Annotated in this window: 21 protein-coding genes and 1 tRNA gene; 12 read left to right on the forward strand and 10 right to left on the reverse strand. The window is 68.6% G+C overall.

Translation table 11 applies throughout. The features are described 5' to 3' along the window. Window positions 1–3 precede the first annotated feature (3 nt). From K9D25_RS19430 to gor, 5 genes are all read right to left on the reverse strand, one after another. Window positions 4–834 carry an alpha/beta hydrolase gene (locus tag K9D25_RS19430; RefSeq protein ID WP_244377507.1) on the reverse strand — a complete coding sequence of 277 codons (831 nt, stop codon included), beginning with the start codon at window positions 832–834 and terminating at the stop codon, window positions 4–6. A 10-nt stretch (window positions 835–844) separates the two neighbouring features. Further along, a complete protein-coding gene (locus K9D25_RS19435; RefSeq protein WP_244377509.1) occupies window positions 845–1,663 on the reverse strand; it encodes an alpha/beta hydrolase in 819 nt (272 codons plus the stop codon). 131 nt (window positions 1,664–1,794) lie between these two features. Next, entirely contained in the window at window positions 1,795–2,580 is a 786-nt protein-coding gene (locus tag K9D25_RS19440; RefSeq protein ID WP_244377511.1) for an alpha/beta hydrolase, read from the reverse strand. 78 nt (window positions 2,581–2,658) lie between these two features. After that, window positions 2,659–4,044 (reverse strand): class II 3-deoxy-7-phosphoheptulonate synthase, encoded by a 1,386-nt coding sequence (locus tag K9D25_RS19445; protein WP_244377513.1) that lies wholly within the window; start codon window positions 4,042–4,044, stop codon window positions 2,659–2,661. 288 nt (window positions 4,045–4,332) lie between these two features. Further along, entirely contained in the window at window positions 4,333–5,739 is a 1,407-nt protein-coding gene (gene gor / locus K9D25_RS19450) for a glutathione-disulfide reductase (RefSeq protein ID WP_244377515.1), read from the reverse strand. A gap of 215 nt (window positions 5,740–5,954) precedes the next feature. On the opposite strand from gor, the gene K9D25_RS19455 reads away from it, so the two are divergent. The 3 genes from K9D25_RS19455 to K9D25_RS19465 all read left to right on the forward strand — a co-directional run bounded on the left by K9D25_RS19455 (window position 5,955) and on the right by K9D25_RS19465 (window position 9,015). After that, a complete protein-coding gene (locus K9D25_RS19455; RefSeq protein ID WP_244377517.1) occupies window positions 5,955–6,920 on the forward strand; it encodes a Bug family tripartite tricarboxylate transporter substrate binding protein in 966 nt (321 codons plus the stop codon). Window positions 6,921–7,007: 87 nt separating this feature from the next. Continuing rightward, a complete protein-coding gene (locus K9D25_RS19460; RefSeq protein WP_244377519.1) occupies window positions 7,008–7,493 on the forward strand; it encodes a tripartite tricarboxylate transporter TctB family protein in 486 nt (161 codons plus the stop codon). Window positions 7,494–7,503: 10 nt separating this feature from the next. Continuing rightward, entirely contained in the window at window positions 7,504–9,015 is a 1,512-nt protein-coding gene (locus K9D25_RS19465; RefSeq protein WP_244377521.1) for a tripartite tricarboxylate transporter permease, read from the forward strand. 71 nt (window positions 9,016–9,086) lie between these two features. Here the strand turns inward: K9D25_RS19465 and K9D25_RS19470 are convergent, their stop codons facing one another. From K9D25_RS19470 to K9D25_RS19480, 3 genes are all read right to left on the reverse strand, one after another. Continuing rightward, window positions 9,087–9,674 carry a DUF2059 domain-containing protein gene (locus K9D25_RS19470; RefSeq protein WP_244377523.1) on the reverse strand — a complete coding sequence of 196 codons (588 nt, stop codon included), beginning with the start codon at window positions 9,672–9,674 and terminating at the stop codon, window positions 9,087–9,089. Window positions 9,675–9,695: 21 nt separating this feature from the next. After that, window positions 9,696–10,397: a ribose-5-phosphate isomerase RpiA gene (gene rpiA, locus K9D25_RS19475; protein ID WP_244377525.1), complete on the reverse strand. Its 702-nt coding sequence runs from the start codon at window positions 10,395–10,397 to the stop codon at window positions 9,696–9,698. Between the two features lie 102 nt (window positions 10,398–10,499). After that, on the reverse strand, window positions 10,500–10,970 hold the full coding sequence (locus K9D25_RS19480; RefSeq protein WP_244377527.1) for a hypothetical protein: 471 nt from the start codon (window positions 10,968–10,970) through the stop codon (window positions 10,500–10,502). Window positions 10,971–11,145: 175 nt separating this feature from the next. On the opposite strand from K9D25_RS19480, the gene K9D25_RS19485 reads away from it, so the two are divergent. The 6 genes from K9D25_RS19485 (at window position 11,146) to K9D25_RS19510 (ending at window position 18,612) form a co-directional block, all read left to right on the forward strand. After that, window positions 11,146–11,829: an HAD-IA family hydrolase gene (locus K9D25_RS19485; protein WP_244377529.1), complete on the forward strand. Its 684-nt coding sequence runs from the start codon at window positions 11,146–11,148 to the stop codon at window positions 11,827–11,829. 86 nt (window positions 11,830–11,915) lie between these two features. Further along, window positions 11,916–11,990, forward strand: a tRNA-Val gene (locus tag K9D25_RS19490). Between the two features lie 70 nt (window positions 11,991–12,060). Then, window positions 12,061–12,819, forward strand: coding sequence for an SOS response-associated peptidase (locus tag K9D25_RS19495; protein WP_244377531.1), 759 nt, complete (start codon window positions 12,061–12,063; stop codon window positions 12,817–12,819). Between the two features lie 1,064 nt (window positions 12,820–13,883). After that, on the forward strand, window positions 13,884–15,797 hold the full coding sequence (locus tag K9D25_RS19500; protein ID WP_244377533.1) for an acyltransferase family protein: 1,914 nt from the start codon (window positions 13,884–13,886) through the stop codon (window positions 15,795–15,797). Window positions 15,798–15,957: 160 nt separating this feature from the next. Further along, window positions 15,958–17,838, forward strand: coding sequence for an acyltransferase family protein (locus K9D25_RS19505; RefSeq protein WP_244377535.1), 1,881 nt, complete (start codon window positions 15,958–15,960; stop codon window positions 17,836–17,838). 168 nt (window positions 17,839–18,006) lie between these two features. Then, window positions 18,007–18,612 (forward strand): L,D-transpeptidase, encoded by a 606-nt coding sequence (locus tag K9D25_RS19510; RefSeq protein ID WP_244377537.1) that lies wholly within the window; start codon window positions 18,007–18,009, stop codon window positions 18,610–18,612. 72 nt (window positions 18,613–18,684) lie between these two features. Here K9D25_RS19510 and K9D25_RS19515 read toward each other — a convergent pair whose 3' ends face one another. After that, window positions 18,685–19,071 carry a gamma-butyrobetaine hydroxylase-like domain-containing protein gene (locus K9D25_RS19515; RefSeq protein ID WP_244377539.1) on the reverse strand — a complete coding sequence of 129 codons (387 nt, stop codon included), beginning with the start codon at window positions 19,069–19,071 and terminating at the stop codon, window positions 18,685–18,687. 209 nt (window positions 19,072–19,280) lie between these two features. Between K9D25_RS19515 and moaA the strand changes: the two genes are divergently transcribed. The 3 genes from moaA to K9D25_RS19530 all read left to right on the forward strand — a co-directional run bounded on the left by moaA (window position 19,281) and on the right by K9D25_RS19530 (window position 22,713). Beyond that, the gene (gene moaA / locus K9D25_RS19520; protein WP_244377541.1) at window positions 19,281–20,327 is read left to right on the forward strand and encodes a GTP 3',8-cyclase MoaA; all 1,047 of its coding nucleotides are present in this window, start codon (window positions 19,281–19,283) and stop codon (window positions 20,325–20,327) included. Window positions 20,328–20,468: 141 nt separating this feature from the next. After that, window positions 20,469–21,668 carry an MFS transporter gene (locus K9D25_RS19525; protein WP_244377543.1) on the forward strand — a complete coding sequence of 400 codons (1,200 nt, stop codon included), beginning with the start codon at window positions 20,469–20,471 and terminating at the stop codon, window positions 21,666–21,668. Window positions 21,669–21,783: 115 nt separating this feature from the next. After that, on the forward strand, window positions 21,784–22,713 hold the full coding sequence (locus tag K9D25_RS19530; RefSeq protein ID WP_244377545.1) for a DMT family transporter: 930 nt from the start codon (window positions 21,784–21,786) through the stop codon (window positions 22,711–22,713). A 3-nt stretch (window positions 22,714–22,716) separates the two neighbouring features. On the opposite strand, the gene K9D25_RS19535 is transcribed toward K9D25_RS19530, so the two are convergent. Next, a complete protein-coding gene (locus tag K9D25_RS19535) occupies window positions 22,717–23,823 on the reverse strand; it encodes a TRAP transporter substrate-binding protein (protein WP_244377547.1) in 1,107 nt (368 codons plus the stop codon). Window positions 23,824–23,934 lie beyond the last annotated feature (111 nt).

Here is a 23,934-nt window from a genome sequence, read left to right on the forward strand (position 1 = left end):
CGTTCAGTCTCCGCGCGGCACCGCCCCTGCCGGCACACCCGGCCGGGGGCGGTCGCCGACGCCGCGGCGATAGCGCACATCGAGCCAGCGCTCGATGAGGCCATAGCGCCAGCGGCGCAGCAGGCCCCGGCATTTGCGCGGGCGCAGCGCGCGGTAATAGGAGATCGCGCCGCGCCGCCGCCAGAGTTCGGCCTGCCAGGCGCAGGCATCGAACGTCCCCTGCGCGATGCCCAGCAGCAGCGATTCCAGCAGGCCGCTCTCCAGCACATATTCGGTGACGTGATGGTCACTGAAATGGCTGTGCAGCGGCACCAGCGTCACCTCGCGGCCCAGCAGCGCCACATGGCGCCGATCCATGTTGAAGGGATCGTAGACGACGTAGCAGGTGGCGCGCGTGTGCGGCGCCAGCCGGTCCCACATCAGGTCCGGCGTCTGCGGTGCCCAACGCTTCTCCCACCCCGCCCGCGCCGGATCGACGCTCGCCTGCGGGGCGAAGGCGATGATGGTGTCGGGCGCGAGCCAGCCGGAAAAGCGCAGCGCGGCATAGCCCCCCATGCTGGAGCCATAGAGAATGACCCGCGCCCCCGGCGCGATGTCCGCCCGCAGCGCCGCGAGTGCCTGCTGCATCTCCGGGTACTGGTACCAGTCATTGCCCCGGCACAGCACGTGATAGGCGGTGATGCCGCGCTTGGCGAAGAAGGCTTCGCCAAAGCCGCGCCGGTCCGGCGCGCGCGCCTCCAGCATCGGTTCGAAGGTGACGAAGACCGGGCCCTCGCCGCGCCCCGGCACCTTCACCACCTCGACATTGTCGGACCGGAACAGGGCCTGCCGCACCGCGCCGCCCTCAGCGCGCGCGGTCGGGGGTCAGCCCCGCCGCATCGGAACCGCCTCCCATGCCGAGCCGGCGTTCGAGCAGATGCTCGATGACGAGATAGCGCAGGCGCCGGAACAGGCCGGTGCGCTTGCGCTGGCGGATCTTGGCGTAGGTTTCCGACACCTGTCGCCGCTGCCAGATGCGCCGTTCGAAGCCGGCCGCGTCGAAGCGACCCTCGGCGATGTCCATCACCACCGATTCCAAAAGGCCGCATTCATTGACATAGGCGATGGAGGCATGGCCGCTGAAATAGATGCGCACCAGTTCCAGCGGCGCCTCCCGCCGCAGGGCGCGGATGTGGCGCCGGTCCTGGTTCAGCGGGTCGTAGAAGACGTACTTCACCGCCTCGGCGCGCGGCATCTGCCGGTCCCAGATGACGGAGCGGCTCTGCGAGCGCCAGCGCCGCTCCCACCACACGCGCCAGCGGTCGATGCTGTATTGCGGCGAGAAGGCGATCACCACATCGGCGCCGAGCGGCCCGGAGAAGCGGTAGGCGGCATAGCCGCCCATGCTCATGCCATAGGCGATGAGGCGCGTGCCCGGCGGAACATCGGCCCGCACCCGCGCCAGCGCCTCGGACATTTCCGGATATTGATACCAGCAGTTTCCGGAGGGCAGGAACAGATAGGCGGTGCGCCCCCGCTTGGCGAAGAAGTCCTCGCCGAAGCCTTTGCGGCCCTTGGGCCAGTCCGCCCGCATCGATTCGAAGGTGACGAAGACCGTGTCGTCCTGTTCGCCGGGAACCTTGACGACCGTTAGGTTCTCGCTCTCGAAGATGAGCTCACGCACGCCTGCCTCGCTGGGCCGCCAGCAGGGGCCCCTTCATGCGAGGGCAAACTAGCCAGAGGCGTCACCTGCGGACAATCACAATTTCCGAAGGTTGCGCGATTATGGCTGAGTCCCGTCGCCCCGGCGCGGCGTCAGAGGCCGAAGCGGTCGATGATGTCGGCGATGAGACGGCGGTGGAACCGCCGGCGCTTCAGCGCCCGCTTCTCGCGGTAGAGCGGCGAGCGGTCGAGCTGCGAGGCGAGCTTGCGCTGGAAGCCGGCCGCATCGAAGCGATTCTCGCCGACAGCGAGCACCGCCTCGGCGAGCAGGCCGCTCTGCATCACGGCGGTGATCGAGCCATGGCCGACATAGGGCACCCGCACCGGCACCACATCGGCCTCGCGCGCATAGAGCCGCACATGCCGGCGGTCGCGATTGTGCGGGTCGTAGAACAGATAGATCGGCACGCCGCGCGGGGCCATCAGATGCTCCCACAGGATCTGGCGCGGGCGGTCGAACAGCCGGTCCCAGCGGCTGTCCCACGGCACCTTTTTCGGATCGATGCTGTATTGCGGCGAGAAGGCGAGGATACGCGTCACCCCGAGCCGCCCGGCGAAGCGGATGGCGGCATAGGCGCCCATGCTCACGGCATAGGCGACGATGTCGGTGCCGGGGGCGATATCGGCCCGCACCTTCGCCAGCACCTCTTCCATTTCCGGGTACTGGAACCAGAAATTGTCGTTGGCGAAGAAATGGTAGGCAGGAAAGCCATTGTCGCGCAGGAACTTCTCGCCGAAGGCCTGGCGCTCGGGATTCTTGTCGAGCACATGCGGCTCGAAGGTGACGAACACCACATCGCTGCGGGTGCCGCCGGTGCGGACGACACGCACATTCGCGGTTTCAAGCAGGACATGCCGTGCGGTCTCAGGCTGCGACACGCATCCTCCTCACGAAAACACCGCGGCCCGGAGGCCGCGGTGCTCTGCGTTTCCCTGGCGCACCGATAGGCGCGGGACCTACTCGGCGGCCTCGATCACCGGGCGCACCCGGTTCGAGCGCTCCTGCTTCAGCAGCTCGGCGACGAGGAAGGCCATCTCGATGGCCTGCTCGGCATTGAGGCGCGGGTCGCAATAGGTGTGGTAGCGGTCCTTGAGGTCCGCATCCGAGATCGCGCGTGCGCCGCCGGTGCATTCGGTGACGTTCTTGCCGGTCATTTCCAGATGCACGCCGCCGGCGAAAGTGCCTTCGGCCGCGTGGACGGCGAAGAAGTCCTTCACCTCCTTGAGGATCTGGTCGAAGGGCCGGGTCTTGTAGCCCGACGCCGCCTTGATGGTGTTGCCGTGCATCGGGTCGCAGGACCACACCACCGTGCGGCCCTCGCGCTTCACCGCGCGCACCAGAGCCGGCAGGTGGTCGCCCACCTTGTCGGCGCCGAAGCGGGCGATCAGCGTGAGGCGGCCGGCCTCGTTCTGCGGGTTCAGCGTGTCGATGAGGCGGATCAGGTCATCCGGCTTCAGCGACGGGCCGCATTTCAGCCCGAGCGGGTTCTTCACGCCACGGCAATATTCCATATGCGCGTGGTCGGCCTGGCGGGTGCGGTCGCCGATCCAGATCATGTGCCCGGAGGTGGCGTACCAGTCGCCCGTGGTCGAATCCACCCGCGTCAGCGCTTCCTCGAAGCCGAGCAGCAGCGCCTCATGCGAGGTGAAGAACTCGGTGGAGCGCATCTCCGGATGGTGCTCGGGATCGATGCCGATGGCGCGCATGAAGTCGAGCGCCTCGGTGATGCGGTCGGCGAGCGCCTGATAGCGGCCGGACTGCGGGCTATCCTTGATGAAGCCGAGCATCCACTGATGCGCGTTGCCGAGGCTGGCATAGCCGCCATTGGCGAAGGCGCGCAAAAGGTTCAGTGTCGCCGCCGACTGGCGGTACGCCTCAAGCTGGCGGCGCGGATCGGGGATGCGCGCTTCCGGCGTGAACTCGATGTCGTTGACGATGTCGCCGCGATAGGAGGGCAGTTCCACCCCGTTCACGGTTTCCATCGGCGCCGAGCGCGGCTTGGCGAACTGGCCGGCGATGCGCCCCACCTTCACCACGGGGGAGGCGCCGGCATAGGTCAGCACCACCGCCATCTGCAGGAAGACGCGGAAGAAATCGCGGATATTGTCGGCCGAATGCTCGGCGAAGCTTTCGGCGCAGTCGCCGCCCTGCAGCAGGAAGGCCTCGCCATTGGCGACCTTCGCCAGCTCGCGCTTCAGGCGCCGCGCCTCACCGGCAAACACCAGCGGCGGAAACGAGGCCAGCTGACGCTCCACCGCCGCCAAAGCGGCGGCGTCCGGATATTCCGGCACCTGCTGAACGGGCAGTGCCCTCCAGCTATCCGGCGTCCAGCGATCAGACATGACGGCCTCCACAAGCTCCACACACACCGGGCTCTTCCCGGCGGAAAGGGGGGCCTTATACACCCAAGCCTCGCCGCCGCGCCAGTGCGCCGCCGCAAGGTCCGGCATGCCCCCGCGCGCCCTTGCGCATGCCCCTCCCCGTACCCTCGCATCGCGGCCACCGAAGCCCCCCTTCCCTCATGGCCGGGCTTGACCCGGCCACCCAGGCGTCGCGCCACCCGGCATCGTGGCTGGGTCCCCGGGTCAAGCCCGGGGATGAGGGGTCGTGTGGTACAGGAGCCCCGCGCGCTATAGCGCCGGCGTCGCCTCGGCGGAGGCTTCGGGCAGCGGGTCGCTGCTGGCGTGCTTGGAACGCAGCGTCACCAGCTCTTCCGCGCTGGAGGGATGCAGCGCCATGGTGCGGTCGAAATCGGCCTTGGTGGCGCCGATATTCATCGCGATCGCCGCCATCTGCACCATCTCGCCCGAACCCTCGCCGATGAGGTGCAGGCCGAGCACGCGGTCATCGGCCTGGTCGACGACGATCTTCATGAACACGCGCGAGGTGCGGCCCGACAGCGTCGCCTTGAGCGGGCGGAAATCGGTCTTGTAGATGTCGAGCCGCCGGCCCTGCGCCCGCGCCTCCTCCTCTGTCAGCCCTACCGTGCCGATCTCCGGCTCGGTGAACACGGCGGTCGGGATGTTGTCATAGCTCACCTGCCAGGGCCGTTGGCCGAACACCGTGTCGGCGAAGGCGTGGCCCTCGCGGATGGCGACCGGGGTGAGATTCACCCGGTTGGTGACATCGCCCACCGCGTAGATGGAGGGGATGTTGGTGCGGGACTGCGCATCCACCGCGATGGCGCCGGCCTCGTCGAGATGCACTTCGGCCGCATCGAGGCCGAGGCCGATCGTGTTCGGCACCCGGCCGATGGCCAGCATCACCTCGTCGGCATAGAGGTCGCGCCCGTCATTCAGCCGCACGCGCTTCTCGCCGCCCTCGGCATAAATGCCCTCGATGGTGACGTTGAAGGCGAACTCCACCCCGGTCTGCGCCATCTCGTCGACGATGCGGTCGCGAATGTCGCCGTCGAAGCCGCGCAGCAGCTTGTCGCCGCGATGGATGACCGTGACCTTGGCGCCGAGCCCGGCGAGGAGGCTGGCGAATTCCAGCGCGATATAGCCCGCGCCCTGAATGACGATGCGTTCCGGGAAGCGTTCGAGATGGAAGATCTCGTTGGAGGAGATGCCCAGCTCGCAGCCGGGGAAATCCAGCCCGCGATTGGGCCGCCCGCCGGTGGCGATGAGGATGGTGCGCGCCCGCAGCTCGGTTCCGTCGGCAAGGCGCACTTTGTGCGGGCCGGCCAGGCTCGCCCGCTGGCGCACGATCTCGACGCCGGAACGGGTGAGGTTGGCGGTATAGGCGCCTTCCAGCCGGGCGATCTCCTTGTCCTTGTTGGCGATCAGCGTCGGCCAGTCGAAGCGGGCCCCTTCGACGCTCCAGCCGAAGCCGGCGGCGTCCTCGAATTCATGGGCGAAGCGGGCGGCATAGACGAACAGCTTCTTGGGCACGCAGCCACGGATGACGCAGGTGCCGCCGAGCCGGTATTCCTCCGCCAGCATCACCTTGGCCCCGTGGCCTGCCGCGATGCGGGCAGCGCGCACGCCGCCGGAGCCACCGCCGATGACGAAGAGGTCGACGTCGAACTGGTCCATGTGTGGCTCTCCGCGCTGCGCTGTCTCTCGCATGTCGCCCCGCGCGCCGCCCCCGTCAAGCATCGGCATGGCTCCTGTGCGAATTCGTGGGGGCGCGGGCAACTCATACTTGCGGGGAACTCGACAGCGAGGCCCCGGCGGCCTTAGCTTCCCTTAGTGCGTCCAAAGCGGCGGCCAGCGTCCAATGCGCCGTCGCCCAGTCCTCGGAGGAAACCATGAAGCATCTGTTTCGCGGGGCGCTGCTCGCCGCCGCCGTCGCTGCCGCGCCTTTCAGTGCGGCCTATGCCGAGATCAACGAGCTGAAGATCATCGCCCCCGCCGCGCCCGGCGGCGGCTGGGACCAGACGGCCCGCTCCATCCAGCATGTGCTGCAGACCGACAAGCTGGTGCAGAACGTCCAGGTGCTGAACGTGCCCGGCGCCGGCGGCACCATCGGCCTCGCCCAGTTCGTCAATGGCAGCAAGGGCGATCCCAATGTGATGATCGTCGGCGGCTATGTCATGGTCGGCGCCATCATTACCAACAAGTCGCCGGTGAACCTGTCCATGGTCACCCCGATCGCCCGCCTCACCGGCGAGTATGAGGCCATCGCTGTGCCGGCGAATTCGCCGCTGAAGTCGCTGGCCGATCTCGTCGCGGCGCTGAAGGCGGACCCGCAGAAAGTGTCCTGGGCCGGCGGCTCGGCCGGCGGCACCGACCACATCACCGCCGGGCTGTTCACCAAGGCGATCGGCGTCGATCCGCGCAAGGTGAACTACATCGCCTTCTCCGGCGGCGGCGAATCGCTCGCCTCCATCCTCGGCGGCAAGGTCACGGTCGGCATTTCCAGCCTGTCGGAGTTCGACGCGCAGGCCAAGGCCGGCAAGCTGCGCATCCTCGGCGTCTCCAGCGCCGCCCGCCTGCCGGACGCCCCCGATGTGCCGACCTTCAAGGAGTCGGGCGTCGACGTGGAAATCCAGAACTGGCGCATGATCGCCGCCGCCCCGGGCATCACGGCGGAGCAGAAGCAGGCGCTGAGCGCCACCATCGACAAGATGGTGAAGTCCAAGGCGTGGACCGACATGCTGGCGCAGAAGGGCTGGGCCAACACCTATCTCTCGGGTGAGGCCTTCGACGCCCAGCTCGCCAAGGACATCGCCGCCACCCAGACCATCCTGAAGGACATCGGCCTCGCCCAGTAAGGCGCGCGCCGTCTGCACCTGTCCCCGCTCCCTCGCGGCATGCCGCGGGGGAGCCTTTGCTTTCCGCCCCACCCCGGAGCCTCGCCGATGAGCGATCCCCGCCCCTCCTCCACCCACGGCCCCGACAAGGCCCGCTTCGTCATCGCCTTCGCCCTCGCCGTGCTGTCCCTCGTGATCGGCTGGGATGCGTGGCGGCTCTCCGGGATAAACTCCTATTCGGCCGTCGGCCCGGAAGTGTTCCCCGCCATCATTTCCGCCGGCCTCGCTCTGCTGGCGCTGGCCAACGCGGTCGAAGCGGTGCGCGAGGGCGCGCAGGACCGCCCGCGCGACGAGATCGGCCCCATGGCCTGGGTGCTGGCCGGGCTGATCGGCCAGATCGCGCTGCTGGCCTTCGGCGCCGGCTTCGCCCTCGCCACCGGCTGGCTGTTCGCCGCCACCGCCAAGGGCTTCGGCAAGGGCCCGCTCTGGGGCCATTTCCTCGCCGGGGCGGCGATGTGCTTCCTCATCTATGTGGTGTTCGCCAAGGGGCTGCAGCTGGCCCTGCCGGCCGGCCCGCTCGAACGGCTGATCTGAGGGCGCCGCCATGGATACGTTCGCCGCTCTCAGCCAGGGCCTGATGGTCGCCCTGCAGCCGATGAACCTGCTATTCGCCTTTGTCGGCGTCATGCTCGGCACCGCGGTCGGCGTGCTGCCCGGCATCGGCCCGGCGCTCACCGTCGCGCTGCTGCTGCCCATCACCTTCAAGCTCGACCCGGCCGGCTCGCTCATCATGTTCGCCGGCATCTATTATGGCGGCATGTATGGCGGCTCCACCGCCTCCATCCTGCTGAACACGCCGGGGGAAAGCTCCTCCATCGTCACCGCGCTGGAAGGCAACAAGATGGCCCGCGCCGGGCGCGGCGGGCCGGCGCTCGCCACCGCCGCCATCGGCTCCTTCGTCGCCGGCACCATCGCCACCATCGGGCTGGCGCTGGTGGCGCCGACCGTGGTCGATCTCGCCATCTCCTTCGGCCCGGAAGACTATTTCGCGCTGATGGTGCTGGCCTTCACCACCGTGTCGGCGGCCTTCGGCTCCTCGGTCACGCGCGGCCTCACCAGCCTGTTCATCGGCCTCGCCCTCGGCCTCATCGGCATCGACCTGCAGAGCGGGCAGGCGCGGCTGTCGTTCAGCGTGCCGGACCTGCTCGACGGCGTCGAGGTGACGACGCTGGCCGTCGCCCTGTTCGCCATCGGCGAGACGCTGTCCGTGGTGGCGGCGGGCGCGCGGGCAGACGAGGTCATCGAGCCGGTGAAGGGGTCGGTGTTCATGAACAAGGAGGACTGGAAGCGCTCCTGGAAGCCGTGGCTGCGCGGCACGTTTCTGGGCTTCCCCATCGGCGCCATGCCGGCGGGCGGAGCGGAAATCCCCACCTTCCTGTCCTATGCGCTGGAAAAGCGGCTGTGCCGCAAGCCGGACGAGTTTGGCAACGGCGCCATCGAGGGCGTCGCCGGGCCGGAGGCGGCCAATAATGCGGCAGCGGCCGGCGTGCTGGTGCCCCTCCTCACCCTCGGCCTGCCGACCTCGGCGACGGCGGCGATCATGCTCGCCGGCTTCCAGCAATACGGCATGAACCCCGGCCCACTGCTGTTCGCCACCAACCCGGACCTCGTCTGGGGGCTCATCGCCAGCCTGTTCATCGCCAATGGCATGCTCCTCGTGCTGAACCTGCCGCTGGTCGGCCTGTGGGTGCGCCTGCTCGCCATTCCGCGCCCGTGGCTCTATGGCGGCATTCTGGTGTTCGCCACGCTCGGCACGCTGGGGGCGAACCCCTCGCTTGTCGAACTAGGCATGCTGCTGGTTTTCGGTCTGCTGGGCTATGTGCTGCGGCGCTACGACTATCCCATCGCCCCGGTCGTGGTGGGGCTCATCCTCGGCCCGCTCGCCGAGCAGCAGCTGCGCCGGGCGCTCGCTATCAGCGTCGGCGATCCCGTGGTGCTGTTCCAGAGCCCGGTGGCGCTCACGCTCTATGCGCTGTCCGCCCTCGCTCTGTTCGGGCCGCTGCTGTTCTACGTCATCACCGGCCGCAAGGCGCCGGTCGGCGGCGACGAGGACTGAGCGCGCCGACCTCCAGACACAAAAATGCCCGGCGCGAGCCGGGCATTTTCATTTCGGGGGAGCGGATGGCCTCAGATGGTGAAGCCGCGCTTCTTCATCTCCTCGCGCACGCGGACTTCCATCTCGCGGGCGAACTGGGCGCTCCAGGCCTGGATGCTGCTGAAGCCGACCTTGAGCAGTTCCTCGCGCTTGGTCACCAGCTTCTTGCCGGCCTCCGAGCGGTAGAAGGTGAGCAGCTCGCGCAGCTCCTGGGTGGTGAACTCGGTGGCGTAGATGGTGGCGAGGATCTGCACGATCTCGTTGCGCCGGCTCTCATACTGCGCCGAGAGCTGCTTGGCGACCTCGCGCAGATCGCGAATCAGGTCCGGGTTGGACTGCACGAAGCCGGCCGCCGTCTGCTCCACCACATTGGGGATCACGGCATCGAAGCTGCTGGCCTCGCCATTCGCGACCAGCAGCTCATTGGCGAGCTTCAGCTGCTCGGCGCTGGGCTGCGGCGGCTTGGCGGCCGGCGCGGTCGCCGCCTGGGCGAGCTGGAACGGGGCGGTGTCCTGCGCCAGCGCCGGGGTGCCGGCGACGAACAGGGCGAGGCCCATTGCGGCGGCGGCCAGCGGCGTGGCACGCCGGGCGACACGCGGTGCGGCAATATCAAGCTGCATGAAAGTCTCCTGACGAACTGCTCACGCGCGGTCGATGACCGTCACGCCGCCGGCGCCCGCGAGAATGACGCGGCTCGCCAGATTGATGAAGAGGCCGTGCTCGACCACGCCCGGCACATTGGCGAGCTCGGCGGCAAGCGCGGCCGGGTTGGTGATGCTGCCATAGGCCGCATCGAGGATCAGGTGTCCCTGATCGGTGACGAAAACATGGCCATCGGCGCGGCGACGCAGCGTCAGCAGGCCATGACAGCCCGCCGCGCGGGCGGCGCGGTCGATGCCACGGCGGATGGCGGCGACGCCGAAATCCACCACTTCGATCGGCAGCGGGAAGGTGCCGAGCACCTCCACCTTCTTCGAGGCGTCGGCGATGACGATCATCTGCTTGGCGGCCGAGGCGACGATCTTCTCGCGCAGCAGCGCGCCGCCGCCGCCCTTGATCAGCGTCAGGTCCGGGCCGATCTCGTCGGCGCCGTCGATGCACAGATCGAGCACCGGGTGCTCGTCCAGCGTGCCGAGGGGAACGCCGAGTTCCTCCGCCTGGGCGCGGGTGGCCTCGGAGGTCGGCACGCCGACCACTTCCAGCCCTTCCTTCACCCGCAGCGCGAGCAGATCGACCAGATGCCGGGCGGTCGAGCCAGTGCCGAGGCCGAGCTTCATGCCCGAGCGCACATATTCCAGCGCCTGCGCGGCAGCCTGTCTCTTCAGCGTCTCTGCGTCGGACATGATCGTCCCGGGGCCCCTGTTTTTAGGACTTCTCGATCGTCAGCTCGTGCGTAGCGCCGTTGGCGCGCGCCGACAAGCCCGCCGGCCGCGCCTCCCCGGCGATCATTGGCTGGAAGGCGGCGTACACACCACGGCCGGCTCGACGCCACCGCCGTCCTTGGGCATGTCGCGGACATAGCAGACGCTCATCTGCCCGGTCATCGCATTGACCCGGAAGATGCCGGTCTCGCCGGAATAGCGCGTGGACATGATGTCATAGCGCCCCGGCGTGGTGCCCTGGGCGCTGGCATCGCGGTGGAAACAGCGGGTAACGCCGACGAGGCTCCCCTCGGGGCGCTCGAACTGGCAGGCATTCACCTCTCCGGTGCGCACATTCACGGAATAGAGCCGGTTGGCCTGCGCCGCCGGGGGAGACGCGAAGACATAGCCGACCCCCTCGGTGGGCGCGCCAGCGGGGTCGGCCCCGCCCTCCGGCTTGCCCTCCTGCGCCAGCGCGCCGCCGGCCGCCAGCACGGCCAGCCCGAAGACGGCCGCCACGATTGCCCTGTGCCCGTTCTGCATCGTCATCCTCATAGCCGGATCATCCTGCGTCTTTCTCGTCCACGGCCGCCGCAGCCTCGCCCGCGTGCGCCCGATGGACGCGGAAGGCTGGACAGCAAAAGCGGCAGGATTGTAGGCCTAGAGCGGCACGCCCGTCTCGCGGCGGCGGGTCGCCGCCCTTTTCCCGTCACCCTCCACGGAAATCGCCATGCCCTCCACGCCCCCTGCCGTGATCGCCTTCGACCTCGACGGCACGCTCGTCGACACCGCCCCGGACCTGCTCGACACGCTCGACATCGTGCTCGACGAGGCCGGCGCCGCCCGCCTGCCGCGCGAGGACACCCGCAAGATGATCGGCGCCGGCGCCAAGGCGCTGGTCAATCGCGGCCTCACCGCCGCCGGCCTCACCGTCACCCCGCCGGAATTCGACGCGCTCTATGCGCGCTTCCTCGACCATTACGCCGCCCACATCGCCGATTCGTCGACGCCCTTTCCCGGGCTCGTCGCGGCGCTGGACGAACTGGCGGCGCGCGGCCATGTGCTGGCGGTGTGCACCAACAAGCTGGAATATCTCTCCCGCCTGCTGCTCGACCGGCTGGAACTCTCCGACCGCTTCGCCGTCATCGCCGGGTCCGATACGTTCCCCGTCTACAAGCCCGATGCCGGCCATCTGCTCGGCACCATCGAGCGCGCCGGCGGCGTCGCCACCCGCGCCATCATGGTCGGCGACAGCATGACCGACGTGCTCACCGCCAAGAACGCCCGGATTCCCTCCATCGTCGTGCCCTTCGGCTACACCGAGATTCCGGCGGAGGAACTGGGCGGCGACGTGTTCATCGACCATTACGACCGGCTGGTGGAGACGGTGGAGCAGCTACTCTCCCGTGGGTAGCTGCGCGCGGCGCTTGACACCCGGGGCGTGGACACACTAAACCCCGCCGCGATGGCGCTGGCCCCGACGACTTTCACGGGGCCGACGGGCGATTAGCTCAGCGGGAGAGCACTCCCTTCACACGGGAGGGGTCGCAGGTTCAATCCCTGCATCGCCCACCATCGTCGCTTCCCTTCTCTCGCCGCTCCTCTCGGGAACGCGGCAGGCCGGAAGCCGGCCAGCGGGGCCGCCATGTGCAACCTCTACAGCCACCACTCCAATCTCCACGCCATCGCCGATCTCGTCGGCACGCTGCGCAATCTCGCCGGCAATCTGCCGCCGCAGAGCGGCATCTTCCCGGATTATCCCGCCCCCATCGTCCGCACCGGTGAAGACGGGGTGCGCGAATTGGCGCTGGCGCGCTGGGGCATGCCCTCGCCACCCTCCGTCGCCGGGCCGCCGGTGACCAATATCCGCAATCTCGCCTCGCCGCACTGGCGGGCGTGGAGCGGGCCGGCGCATCGCTGCCTCGTGCCCTTCACCAGCTTTTCCGAATATGCGCCGGTGCCCAACCCCGCCACCGGCCGCAAGGATGTGGTGTGGTTCGCGCGGGAGGAGAGCCGCCCCCTCGCCTTCTTCGCCGGGCTGTGGACGCGCTGGACCGGCACGCGCGGCACCAAGGCCGCGCCGGTGGAAGGGCAGCACGAGCTGTTCGGTTTCCTCACCTGCGAGCCGAACGGGGTCGTCGCCCCCATTCACCCCAAGGCGATGCCGGTGATTCTCACCACCGCCGAGGAGCGGGAGACCTGGCTGCGCGCGCCCTGGAGCGAGGCGAAGGCGCTGCAGCGCCCGCTCGCCGACGACCTCCTCGTCATCGTCGCGCGCGGAACGGCCAAGGAAGACCCGCCAGCAGCGACCGGCGCGGCGGGGGCGGCGGGGAGGCAGGCTCAGGCTCAGGCTGAGGCTGAGGCTGAGGGGCAGGCTCCGGCGGCGCAGCTTTCGCTTCTGTGAGGGCGGGGCCCTGCATCAGCCGCGCATGCCGGGCGATGGCGGCGGCGAAGGCCGCCTCGCGCAAGGCCTCGACGGCCGCCGGTGCCAGATGCTTGCCGACCACATAGCGCCACAGCGCATCATCGAGCCGCGAACGCTGCGCCAGCGCCGTCATCGCCTCGGGCGTGAGCATGCGCTCCAGCGGCGCGCACAGCTCGGCTGGGACCGGCGCGGTCTCGTTCAGCCGCTCCAGACGCAAATCGACACCCATCCATTTCGCCAGGCGTGGCTCGAACTGCCGATTCTCGATGACATCGACGAAATCGAAGCCATCGAGCACCTTGATCGCCAGAGCGAGCAGTTCGGCATCGTCGCTTTCGGCGATGAACGCTTCGTCCCGAATCAGCGGATGCGGCCACAGCAGCATGCGCAGCCCGACATTGTCGACCGGCCCGGCGAGCAGGGGATCCGTCAGGAAATCCACCAGAGTGCCGGTGGCCTTGGCCACATAGCTCTCCCATCCACCCCAGCCCGGAGCGTGGCCGGGGGCGGCGCAGCGCCAATAGGTCCAGTGTGAGAGCAGGCGCGCGCGCCTCGCGCAGAACGGTGATGTGCGGCGCCCCGGGGTAGCGCGCGCGGGTCGTGCTCGCCGCGTAATGGCCGCAAACGAGATCCGGCGCGGCCGGCAGTTCCTCGGGCGCGAGGGCAACGATCGCCCGCACCTGCGGTTCGAACGCGTCGAAATTCCTGAAGCCACCGAACAGGCAGCGGTCGAAGCCGGCCACCACGTGCTCCGCCTGGGTGGCGGCGATCAGCGAATAGCGCAGCGCCGTCCCCGCCGATTTGGGAATGTGCGTGAGGACCAGTCGGGGTCCCGGCCCCGGCTTCAGCATGGCTAGGCTTTGCACCCTTCAATCGGCCCCTTCAGGAAAATCGTCAACACCCAGACACCGTAGCAGCATGAGGGACGGGCAGCCACCCCGGCGCCGCCCCGCACAATCCATATGGCCAGCCGGCCTGCGCTTGGCGTAAACGGGGCTGCTCCGGCGCCACCGTTCCGTCCGCTACAAGGTCATCAGTCCCCCGTGCATCGCTCCCTGCGCTATCGCGCCCATATCGACGGCTTGCGCGCCATCGCCGTGCTCGGCGTGGTGCTGTTCCATTTCGGCGCGCACTGGCTGCCGGGCGGCTTCATCGGCGTCGATGTGTTCTTCGTCATTTCCGGCTTCCTCATCGCCAAGTCGCTTTATGCCGATGTGGATGCCGGCAGCTTCTCCATCCTCGGCTTCTATGAGCGGCGGATGCGGCGCATCGCGCCGGCCTTCTTCGCGGTCACGGCGGTCACCAGCCTGTGTGCCTTTCTGATCTTCTTCCCCAATCCGCTGATGACCTATGGCCGCTCGCTCATCTGGGCGGTGCTGGCCTTCGGCAATGTCTATTTCTACCTGCGGACCGACTATTTCGGCCCCTCGGCGGAAGAGACCCCGCTGCTGCATTACTGGTCGCTGGGGGTGGAGGAGCAGTTCTATTTCCTGTTCCCCGGCCTCCTGCTGCTCATCGCCCGCTTTGCACCGAAGGCGCGGGCGAAGCTGGTGCTCGGCCTGCTCGCGGCCTCGCTCATCGCCTGCGAGATCGTGCGCCCGTTCAACCCGGCGGCGGCGTTCTATCTGCTGCCCTTCCGCGCCTTCGAGCTGCTGATCGGCGCCGCTCTTGCCCTGCCGGGCGTGCGCTTTCCCGTGAGCGCGAAGGCCGGCGGCGCGGCGATGGCAGCGGGGCTTGCCCTCATTCTCGCCGGCATGCTGCTCATCACCGAACGCGCGCCCTTCCCCGGCGCGCTGGCGCTGGTGCCCTGCCTTGGCGCGGCGCTCGCCATCTGGGGCGGCGAGCGGGTCACGAGCCTGCCGGCGCGTCTCATGGGGCTGCCCCCGCTCGTCTTCTTCGGCGCCATCTCCTATTCGCTCTATCTCGTCCACTGGCCGATCGTGGTCTTTGCCCGCCCGCTGCTGCCGGACCTGCCGGCGCCAGCCTTCCTCCTCGGCGGGGTCGCGCTCTCCACCCTGCTCGGCTGGCTGTCCTGGCGCTTCGTGGAACAGCCGGCGCGGCAGAACACGGCGCGGTTCTCCCGCCGGTGGGTCTTCAGCGGAACGGCGGTGGGCGGGGCGCTGCTCATCGCCTTCGGCACGGCCGCGTCCGACACGCGCGGCTTTCCCGGCCGGCTGTCACCGGAGATCCAGCGCGTGCTGACCTATACGCGCTACCCCTTCCGCGAGGTGGTGCGCGACGGCACCTGTTTCATCAACGGCAACCGCCCGCGCGAGGCACCGGCCCCGGAATGCCTGCCGCAGACGCATCCCAGCCTCGTGCTCTGGGGCAGCAGCCATGTCGCCCAGTTCATCGGCGCGCTGGAACCCATCGGCAAGGCGCATGGCTATGCCGTCGGCCAGATGACCGGCGCCGCCTGCCTGCCGCTGGTCGAAGCGCCCTCCAGCCCGATGTGCGACAAGCTGAACCGCTTCGCCTTTGACTGGCTGCTGGCGCACAAGCCGAACATCCTGGTGATCGGCGGCGACACGCTAGTCTCCGAGGACCATTTCCGCCTGCTCGACGCCCAGCTCGCGCAGCTGCACGCCGCCGGCATCCGCGTCATCCTGCTCGGCCCGGTGCCGCAGTTCGGCCGACCCGCGCCGGAAATCCTCGCCGAACGCATGTACCGCAACGAGCCGAGCCGCCTGGCCGATGACGACCTGACCGAGGGCACACGCCGCGCCGACCGGCTGATGGCCGCGCATTTCGCCGGCAATCCCAATGTCACCTTCGTGTCCATCCTCAACAGCATGTGCCCGGACGGGAACTGCCCGATGATGGTCGACGGAGCGCCATTGCAGTTGGACCCAAGCCATTTCACCCGCGAGGGCGTCGCCTATTACGGCAGCCGGCTCGGCGCGCTGATCTTCGGCGACACCTCGGCGGGCGCGCCCGCGCCTCCCGCCGCGCCCTGACGCAGCGCCATGGCACGACCGCCACATCCGCGCCCCGATCAACCGTCAGCACCGCGCTCGGGCGTTACTTCGGCCAAGGTCGGTGCTAGGTCGTTACTCCCACTAATGGCGCGGCCCGGCCCCTGCCGTTCCGCCTCCCCCCAGCCGTCGATGATGTCTCGTGCACCACTCCCTTCGCTACCGCGCCCATATTGACGGCCTGCGCGCCATCGCCGTTCTCGGCGTCGTGCTCTATCATTTCGGTGCGAAATGGCTGCCGGGCGGCTTCGTCGGCGTCGACGTGTTCTTCGTCATCTCAGGCTATCTGATCTGCAAGTCGATCTATGCCGACGTGGCCGAGGGCCGCTTCTCGCTGCTCGCCTTCTATGAGCGGCGCATCCGCCGCATCGCACCGGCCTTCCTCGCGGTCACGGCGGTCACTGCCATCGCCGCCGCGCTGATCCTGCTGCCGTACCAGATGCTGATCTTCGGCCGCTCGGTGCTGTGGTCGGTGTTCGCCGTCGGCAACATCTTCTTCTACCAGCGCACCGACTATTTCGCCCCGGCGGCGCAGGAAATGCCGCTGCTGCATTATTGGTCGCTGGCGGTGGAGGAGCAGTTCTATTTCCTGTTTCCCGCCGTCGTGCTGCTGCTGAACCGCTTCGGCCGCCGCGCCCTCGTCATCGGCGTGCTGGTTCTGTTCGTCGCCTCGCTGGCCGCCAGCCAGTTGATGCTGACGCGCGATCCCGCCGCCGCCTATTTCCTGCTGCCCTTCCGCGCCTTCGAAATGCTGATCGGCGCGGCGCTGGCGCTGCCGGGCGTACGCTTCTCGCAGAAGCCGGCGGAATGCGCCGCCGCGGTGCTCGGCGGCTGCGCGATGATCCTCGGCACGATGCTGATGCTCAAAGCCTCCTCCCCCTTCCCGGGCCTGCGCGCGCTCACGCCCTGCGTCGGCGCGGCGCTGGTGATCTGGGGCGGGGAAGGCGTGGCCACGCTGGGCACCCGCGCGCTCGGCAGCCGGCCGATGGTCTTCGTCGGCAAGATCTCCTATTCGCTCTATCTCGCGCACTGGCCCATCGTCGCGCTGGTCAAGGAGTGGCTGGGGCCGGTGGCGCCGCTGCCCTTCCTCGTCGGCGGCGTGGCGCTGTCGCTGCTGCTCGGCTTCCTGTCCTGGCGCTTCGTCGAACAGCCGGTGCGCCTCAACCGGCGTCTGTTCACGCCGAAGGTCCTCGTCGGCACCACGCTCGCCGGCACACTGGTGCTCGCCGTCTTCGCCCAAATCGCCATCGCCACGCGCGGCCTGCCGCAGCGGCTCTCGCCCGAGGCCCAGCGCCTCGCCGCCTATGCCTTCTATAATGGCGACCCGGTTTTTCGGCAGGGCGTGTGCTTCACCCCCTTCTTCCTCGCCGAGTACAAGGCGAAGCCGGAATGCCTGCCCACCCGCCATCCCTCGGTCATGGTCTGGGGCAGCAGCCATATCGCCCATTTCATCACCGCCATCCTCGCGGCGGGCGAAGCGCGCGGCTATGATGTCGGCCAGATCACCGGCGCCGCCTGCCCGCCGGTGAGCGAGCGCTATGCCCGCGTCGTGCCCTATTGCCGCGAGATGAACCTGTTCGCGCGCAAATGGGTGGAGGAAAACAAGCCGGATATTCTGGTGCTTGGCGGCCTCAGCGTGGCGACGCCCGATCTCGACGAGGCGATCGCGGAGTTCGTGCGCTTAGGCATCAGGGTCGTGGTGGTGGGGCCCGTGCCGCTGTATCGCGACGCGGTGCCGAAGCTGCTCGCCCGCCGCATCGAGGCCGGCGACCCCTCGACCGACGCCGGCAGCGATGCCCTCCCCGGCGCCCGCACATCCGACAAGACGCTCGCCGCGCATTTCGCCACCATGCCGGGCGTCACCTATATCTCGGTGTTCGACGCCGCCTGCGGCAACGCCGACTGTCCGCTGATGGTGGAGGGCGAACCGCTGCAGCATGACAGCTCGCATTTCACCATGGCCGGGGCCCGCTTCTTCGGCCGGCCGGTGAGCGAACTCATCTTCGGCAGCCCGGCGAAATAGCCCGCTGTGGCTTCCGCGCCATAGGCCGGCGCAAATGCGGCGGCAATGCGCCTTAGGCCAAGGCGCCCGCCGGATTTTCGCCGCATACTGCACCGGCGGCCGCCGGCGTCCCGAATGCCGGCCGGGCGGAGGTCCCCCTCCGCGGCGGGCCGACGAACGGGGCATAAGATGAGGCTTACGATGCGACTGAAGACAATGGCCGCCCTGGTGCTGGGCGCCGCGCTCATCGCGGGCAGCGCGCCCGCCATGGCGCAGAGCGCGAGCACGCCTTCCTTTTTCAGCTTCTTCCCGCGCCCGTCGAATTTCGGCAATGGGCCGGTAAAGGGCACCTCCTCGATCCGGCGCCAGACCGTGGCCTATAATGGCCCCTACAAGCCCGGCACCATCGTGGTGAACACCGCCGAGCGCCGACTCTATCTGGTGCAGGACAATGGCACGGCGCTGAAATACGGCATAGGCGTCGGCCGCGACGGCTTCCGCTGGGGCGGCATCAAGACCATAACCCGCAAGGCCGAATGGCCGGGCTGGACCCCCCCGCCGCAGATGCTGCAGCGCCGCCCGGACCTGCCGCGCTACATGCCCGGCGGCATCGACAACCCGCTCGGCGCCCGCGCCATGTATCTCGGCTCGACGCTCTACCGCATCCACGGCTCCAACGAGCCGGAGACGATCGGCCAGGCGGTGTCGTCCGGATGCTTCCGCATGACCAATGACGACGTGACCGATCTCTATGATCGCGTAAAGGTCGGCACCACGGTCGTCGTGCTCAACTGAGCGGCTCGCCGGGCGGCCGGAAGGCCGCCCGCGCACCGCGCGTTCCTTCAGTGCCGGCGCACGGCGCGGTCTTTAGTGCCGGCGCACGGCGCCGGGGGCATCGCGCGACAGGTTCTTCGCCGCCAGCTCCTGCAGATAGCGCTTGAAGCGCGTCTCCTGGTCGCGGCCGAGCTCGTACAGCCAGTCCCAAGTGTAGATGCCGGTGGAATGCCCGTCGTCGAAGATCAGCCGCACGGCGTAATTCCCCACCGGGATCGCTTCCTCGATCCGCACCTCGCGCTTGCCCGCCACCAGCTGGCGGTCGGCCGGCGAATGGCCCTGCACCTCGGCGGAAGGGCTTTCCACCCGCAGCAGCTCGGCCGGCAGCGCGTAGCTCGTCCCCCCCTCGAAGGCGATGGTGAGCACACGGCGGTCCTTGTGCACCTTGATCTCGGTCGGCCAATGGGCGGCGTCGGTCACGGGCGTCTTCCTCTTCTCGCGTTCCTCCCCACATAGACAGAGCGCGCGGCTTCGCCAATCCCCCTGAACAACGCGGCGGCGTTTGCGCAAAGCCCGTTTCACGAATGGGTTAGGCTATCGGCCGATAGGGTTGCGCGGCTTGGCAGGTCCGCCCCCGGCCTTTAGAAATGGACGCAAGAAACAGCGCCCTTCGGCGCGGGAGCGACTGCGTGAGCACCAGCGAAGCCGTCATCGACCGTTTTCAGCGCGAAACCCCGCGTGCGCCGCTGATCGACAATTTCGGCCGCGCCGTCACCTATCTGCGCGTCTCGGTCACCGACCGCTGCGATTTCCGCTGCGTGTACTGCATGGCCGAGCACATGACCTTCCTGCCGAAGCCCGAATTGCTGACGCTTGAGGAGCTGGACCGCCTGTGCTCCGCCTTCGTCGCGCGCGGCGTGAAGAAGCTGCGCCTCACCGGCGGCGAGCCGCTGGTGCGCCGCGATGTGATGACCCTGTTCCGCTCGCTCGGCCGCCACCTCGATTCCGGCGCGCTGGAAGAACTGACGCTGACCACCAATGGCTCGCAGCTCGCCCGCTTCGCCCGCGAACTCGCCGATTGCGGGGTGAAGCGCATCAATGTCTCGCTCGACACGCTGGACCCCGACCGTTTCCGGGCGCTGACCCGCTGGGGCGACCTCAACAAGGTGCTCGCCGGCATCGACGCCGCGCAGCAGGCCGGGCTGCATGTGAAGCTGAACGCCGTGGCGCTGGCCGGCGAGAATGAGGACGAGATCCCCGCGCTGGTCGAATGGGCGCATGGGCGCGGCATGGACCTGTCGCTCATCGAGGTGATGCCGCTGGGCGAAACCGGCGCCGAGCGCATCGACCAGTATCTCCCCCTTTCCACCGTGCGCGCGCGTCTCGCCGAGCGCTGGACGCTGGAGGACATTGCCTTCCGCACCGGCGGGCCCGCGCGCTATGTCCGCATCAAGGAGACCGGCGGCCGGCTCGGCTTCATCACCCCGCTGACGCATAATTTCTGCGAGGGCTGCAACCGCGTCCGCGTCACCTGCACCGGCACGCTCTATATGTGCCTCGGCCAGGACGACGCCGCCGATCTGCGCGCGCCCTTGCGTGCCTCCGAGAGCGACGAGACGCTGCACGCCGCGCTGGACGAGGCGATCTTCCGCAAGCCCAAGGGGCACGATTTCGTGATCGACCGCCCCGGCCAGGCCCCGGCGGTGCGCCGGCATATGAGCCTTACCGGCGGCTGAACCCGGCCCCTTCCAGCGTTACGCATGGCTGCCGCGCGCGCGGTCATGTTGCTGCGTTGCAATACAACGTGCATAGGATTGCCGGAATCGCGCTGCTAAAGGGCAGCGAACACACCCTTTTTCGACATAGAGCGTTTCGCGATGCAGCTTCCGCTGTTGGCCCTCGCAATGGCCTCTTTCGGCATTGGCACGACCGAATTCGTCATCATGGGCCTCCTGCCGGAGGTCGCCGCCGATCTCTCGGTCAGCATCCCCGCCGCCGGCCTGCTGGTCACCGGCTATGCGCTCGGCGTCGTGGTGGGCGCGCCCATCGTCGCCATCATCACCAATTCCCTGCCGCGCAAGGGCACGCTGATCGGCCTTGCCAGCATGTTCGTGCTCGGCAATTTCCTCTGCGCCATCGCGCCGGACTACTGGTTCCTCATGGGCGCGCGGGTGGTCACCGCCTTCTGCCACGGCGCGTTTTTCGGCATCGGCGCGGTGGTGGCGGCCAATCTGGTGCCGCCGAATCAGCGGGCCAGCGCCATCGCGCTGATGTTCGCCGGGCTGACGCTGGCCAATGTGCTCGGCGTGCCGCTCGGCACCGCGCTCGGCCAGGCCGCCGGCTGGCGCTCCACCTTCTGGGCGGTGGTGCTCATCGGCATTCTCGCGGTCAGCGCCATCGCTTTGTGGGTGCCGCGCGACATTCCCCATGCCTCGGGCAATATCCTGCGCGAATTCGCGGTGCTGAAGCGCCCGCAGGTGATCCTCACCATGCTGATGAGCGTGCTGGCCTCCGCCAGCCTGTTCTCGGTGTTCACCTATATCGCGCCGCTGCTGCGCGACGTGACCGGCTTCACCCCGCACGCCGTCACCTATGTGCTGCTGCTGTTCGGGGTCGGCATTACCATCGGCAATCTGCTCGGCGGCAAGCTGGCGGACTGGCGGCTGATGCCTTCGCTGATGGCGAGCTTCATCGGGCTGGCCGCCGTGCTGGTGGCCTTCGTCTTCCTCAGCGGCTTTGCCGCCGCCACGGTCGCCACCGTCTTCGTCTGGGGCATTCTGGTGTTCGCCGTGGTGCCGCCGATCCAGATGCGGGTGGTGGACGCCGCGGAAGGCGCGCCCAACCTCGCCTCGACGCTCAATCAGGGCGCGTTCAATCTCGGCAATGCCGCCGGTGCCTGGATCGGCGGGGCGGCGATCACCTTCGGCATCAGCTATGCGGACCTGCCCTGGGTCGGCGCCGGGCTGGCGGTGGGCGCGCTCGGCCTGTGCGTCGCCTCGCAGGCGCTGGAACGCCGCACCGGCGGGCTGGTGGAAGCGGACGAGCTCGCCGGCGATGTCGCCTGCGAGGAGTGCTGAACCGGCCCTGAGTCGCCCCCTCCCCGGGGGCGGTTTCCTTACGGCGCCGTCGCCAAAGCCGCGATTGCGCCGCCTTTGCATGGCTTAAGGGCTTTCTCGCCTCCGGACACTCCTCATGCACGCCCAAAGCGCCAAGCGCGGCATCCTTCTGATGATCGCGGGCTCGTCGATCTTCTCCACCAATGACGCCCTCTCCAAGCTGGCGCTGGCGCATATCCCGACCTCGCAGATCCTCGCCATGCGCGGCGTGCTCGCCGCGCTGCTGCTGCTCGCGGTGCTGGGCTGGATGGGTCAGCTACCGGCGCTGCGGCACATGATGGACCGGCGCGTGCTGCTGCGGGCGCTGACCGAGGCCGGGGTGGCGATGCTGTTCATCACCTCGATCTCGGTAATGTCGATCGCCGATTCGACCGCCATCCTGCAGGTCACCCCGCTCGCCACCATGGCGGCGGCGGTGCTGCTGTTCGGCGCGCATATCGGCTGGCGGCAATGGGTGGCGGTCGGCATCGGCTTTCTCGGCGTGACGCTGATCGTCAAGCCCGGCAGCTCCGCCTTCGACACCATGGCGCTGCTGCCGCTCGGCGCGGCGCTGCTGATGGCGCTCCGCGATTTCATCACCGGCCGCATCGGCGCACATGTGCCGACGCTGGTCGTCACCTTCACCACGGCGGTGGTCGGCATGGGCTTCGGCTTCGCCGGCAGTTCGGTGGAGCCCTGGCAGGCGGTCGATGCGCGGACGCTGGCCTATCTCGTCGGCGGCAGCATCTCGCTGGTCATCGGCCAGTTGCTGACCATCGCGGCGATGCGCACCGCCGACATCTCCCTGGTGGCGCCGTTCCGCTATGCCGCCGTGGTCTGCGCCGTCGGCCTGTCCGCCGTGGTTTTCCACGACATGCCCGATCTCGTCTCCATCGGCGGCATGGCGCTCATCATGGCGGCGGGGCTCTACACCATGCACCACCATATGAGCGCCCGCGCCCTCACCGCCGCCCGCCCGACGCCGCGGGAGGCCACCGCCTGCGAGGGCCCCGGCGCCGGCGGCTGAGCCTCACCCCTTCTGGCGGGCGCGGATCATGTAGCCGTCGTAAGGATATTCGCCGACCTGCCACCACAGATACTCCTCGTTGCGGAAGGCGAGCATCGAGTCGTAGATCTTCTTGAAATCGGCGTTCTTGGCGGAAATCTCCGCCATCAGCGCGATGTTCTCCTTGTACGCCGCGTCCATCACCTCCGGCGGGAACGGGCGCAGCTGCGCCCCGCCGGCCACCAGCCGGCGCAGCGCCGCCGGGTTGCGGGCGTCGTATTTCGCCAGCATGTCGGCATTGGCATAGGCGGAGGCCGCCTCGAACGCGGCCTGGTAGGCCTTGGGCAGTTCCTCCCACGCCTTGCCATTGGCGATGAAATGGATGGTCGGCCCGCCTTCCCACCAGCCGGGATAGTAGTAATAGGGCGCCACCCGCACGAAGCCGAGCTTCTCGTCATCCACCGGGCCGACGAATTCGGCGGCGTCGATCGTGCCCTTTTCCAGCGCGGGATAGATGTCGCCGCCGGCGAAGTTCTGCGGCACCAGGCCGAGGCGCGCCAGCACCTGCCCGGCAATGCCGGGAATGCGCATCTTCAGGCCCTTGAGATCGCCGACCGACTTGATCTCCTTGCGGAACCAGCCGCCCATCTGCGCGCCGGTATTGCCGCCGGCAAAGCCCACCACGCCATATTTCGCCAGGAACGCCGCCTGCAGCTCATTGCCGCCGCCATGGTAGAGCCACGCCGTCTGCATGCGGGCATTGAGCCCGAAGGGCAGCGTGGTGAAGGGGGCGAAGGACGGGTCCTTGCCGATGTAATAATACAGCGCCGTCTGGCACACCTCGACCGTGCGGTTCTGCACCGCGTCGAAGGCCTGCAGGCCGGGCACGATCTCGGCGGGGGCGAACACGTCGATGGTGAAGCGCCCATCCGTGGCCTCGCCGACATATTTCGACAGCAGGGTCGCCGCGCCATAGATGGTGTCGAGCGATTTCGGGTAGCTGGAGGTCAGCCGCCAGCGCAGCGTCGGCAGGCTCTGCGCCAGGGCGGGCGCGGCGAGCGTGGAGGCGGCGGCGGCAGTGGCGAGGCCGGCGCCCGTGATGAGGCCCCGGCGGGAAGGCGAATGCGGCATCGGCGTTTCCTCTGGTGTTTCTTTATTCCCTCTCCCCGTTGGGGAGAGGTGGCCCGCGAAGCGGGTCGGTGAGGGGGCGAGGCGGAAGACAAGGCCCCTCACCCCAACCCT

Origin of the sequence: Ancylobacter polymorphus (assembly GCF_022836935.1) — a bacterium.
GTDB lineage: Bacteria > Pseudomonadota > Alphaproteobacteria > Rhizobiales > Xanthobacteraceae > Ancylobacter > Ancylobacter polymorphus_A.

Excerpts from the sequence above, each read along its gene's own strand:
- K9D25_RS19530 (WP_244377545.1), top strand. The coding sequence starts at position 21,784 with ATGCACGCCCAAAGCGCCAAGCGCGGCATCCTTCTGATGATCGCGGGC.
- K9D25_RS19460 (WP_244377519.1), top strand. The coding sequence starts at position 7,008 with ATGAGCGATCCCCGCCCCTCCTCCACCCACGGCCCCGACAAGGCCCGC.
- K9D25_RS19485 (WP_244377529.1), top strand. The coding sequence starts at position 11,146 with ATGCCCTCCACGCCCCCTGCCGTGATCGCCTTCGACCTCGACGGCACG.
- K9D25_RS19535 (WP_244377547.1), bottom strand. The coding sequence starts at position 23,823 with ATGCCGCATTCGCCTTCCCGCCGGGGCCTCATCACGGGCGCCGGCCTC.
- K9D25_RS19510 (WP_244377537.1), top strand. The coding sequence starts at position 18,007 with ATGAGGCTTACGATGCGACTGAAGACAATGGCCGCCCTGGTGCTGGGC.
- K9D25_RS19480 (WP_244377527.1), bottom strand. The coding sequence starts at position 10,970 with ATGAGGATGACGATGCAGAACGGGCACAGGGCAATCGTGGCGGCCGTC.
- rpiA (WP_244377525.1), bottom strand. The coding sequence starts at position 10,397 with ATGTCCGACGCAGAGACGCTGAAGAGACAGGCTGCCGCGCAGGCGCTG.
- K9D25_RS19465 (WP_244377521.1), top strand. The coding sequence starts at position 7,504 with ATGGATACGTTCGCCGCTCTCAGCCAGGGCCTGATGGTCGCCCTGCAG.
- K9D25_RS19445 (WP_244377513.1), bottom strand. The coding sequence starts at position 4,044 with ATGTCTGATCGCTGGACGCCGGATAGCTGGAGGGCACTGCCCGTTCAG.
- K9D25_RS19470 (WP_244377523.1), bottom strand. The coding sequence starts at position 9,674 with ATGCAGCTTGATATTGCCGCACCGCGTGTCGCCCGGCGTGCCACGCCG.
- K9D25_RS19495 (WP_244377531.1), top strand. The coding sequence starts at position 12,061 with ATGTGCAACCTCTACAGCCACCACTCCAATCTCCACGCCATCGCCGAT.
- gor (WP_244377515.1), bottom strand. The coding sequence starts at position 5,739 with ATGGACCAGTTCGACGTCGACCTCTTCGTCATCGGCGGTGGCTCCGGC.
- K9D25_RS19455 (WP_244377517.1), top strand. The coding sequence starts at position 5,955 with ATGAAGCATCTGTTTCGCGGGGCGCTGCTCGCCGCCGCCGTCGCTGCC.
- K9D25_RS19525 (WP_244377543.1), top strand. The coding sequence starts at position 20,469 with ATGCAGCTTCCGCTGTTGGCCCTCGCAATGGCCTCTTTCGGCATTGGC.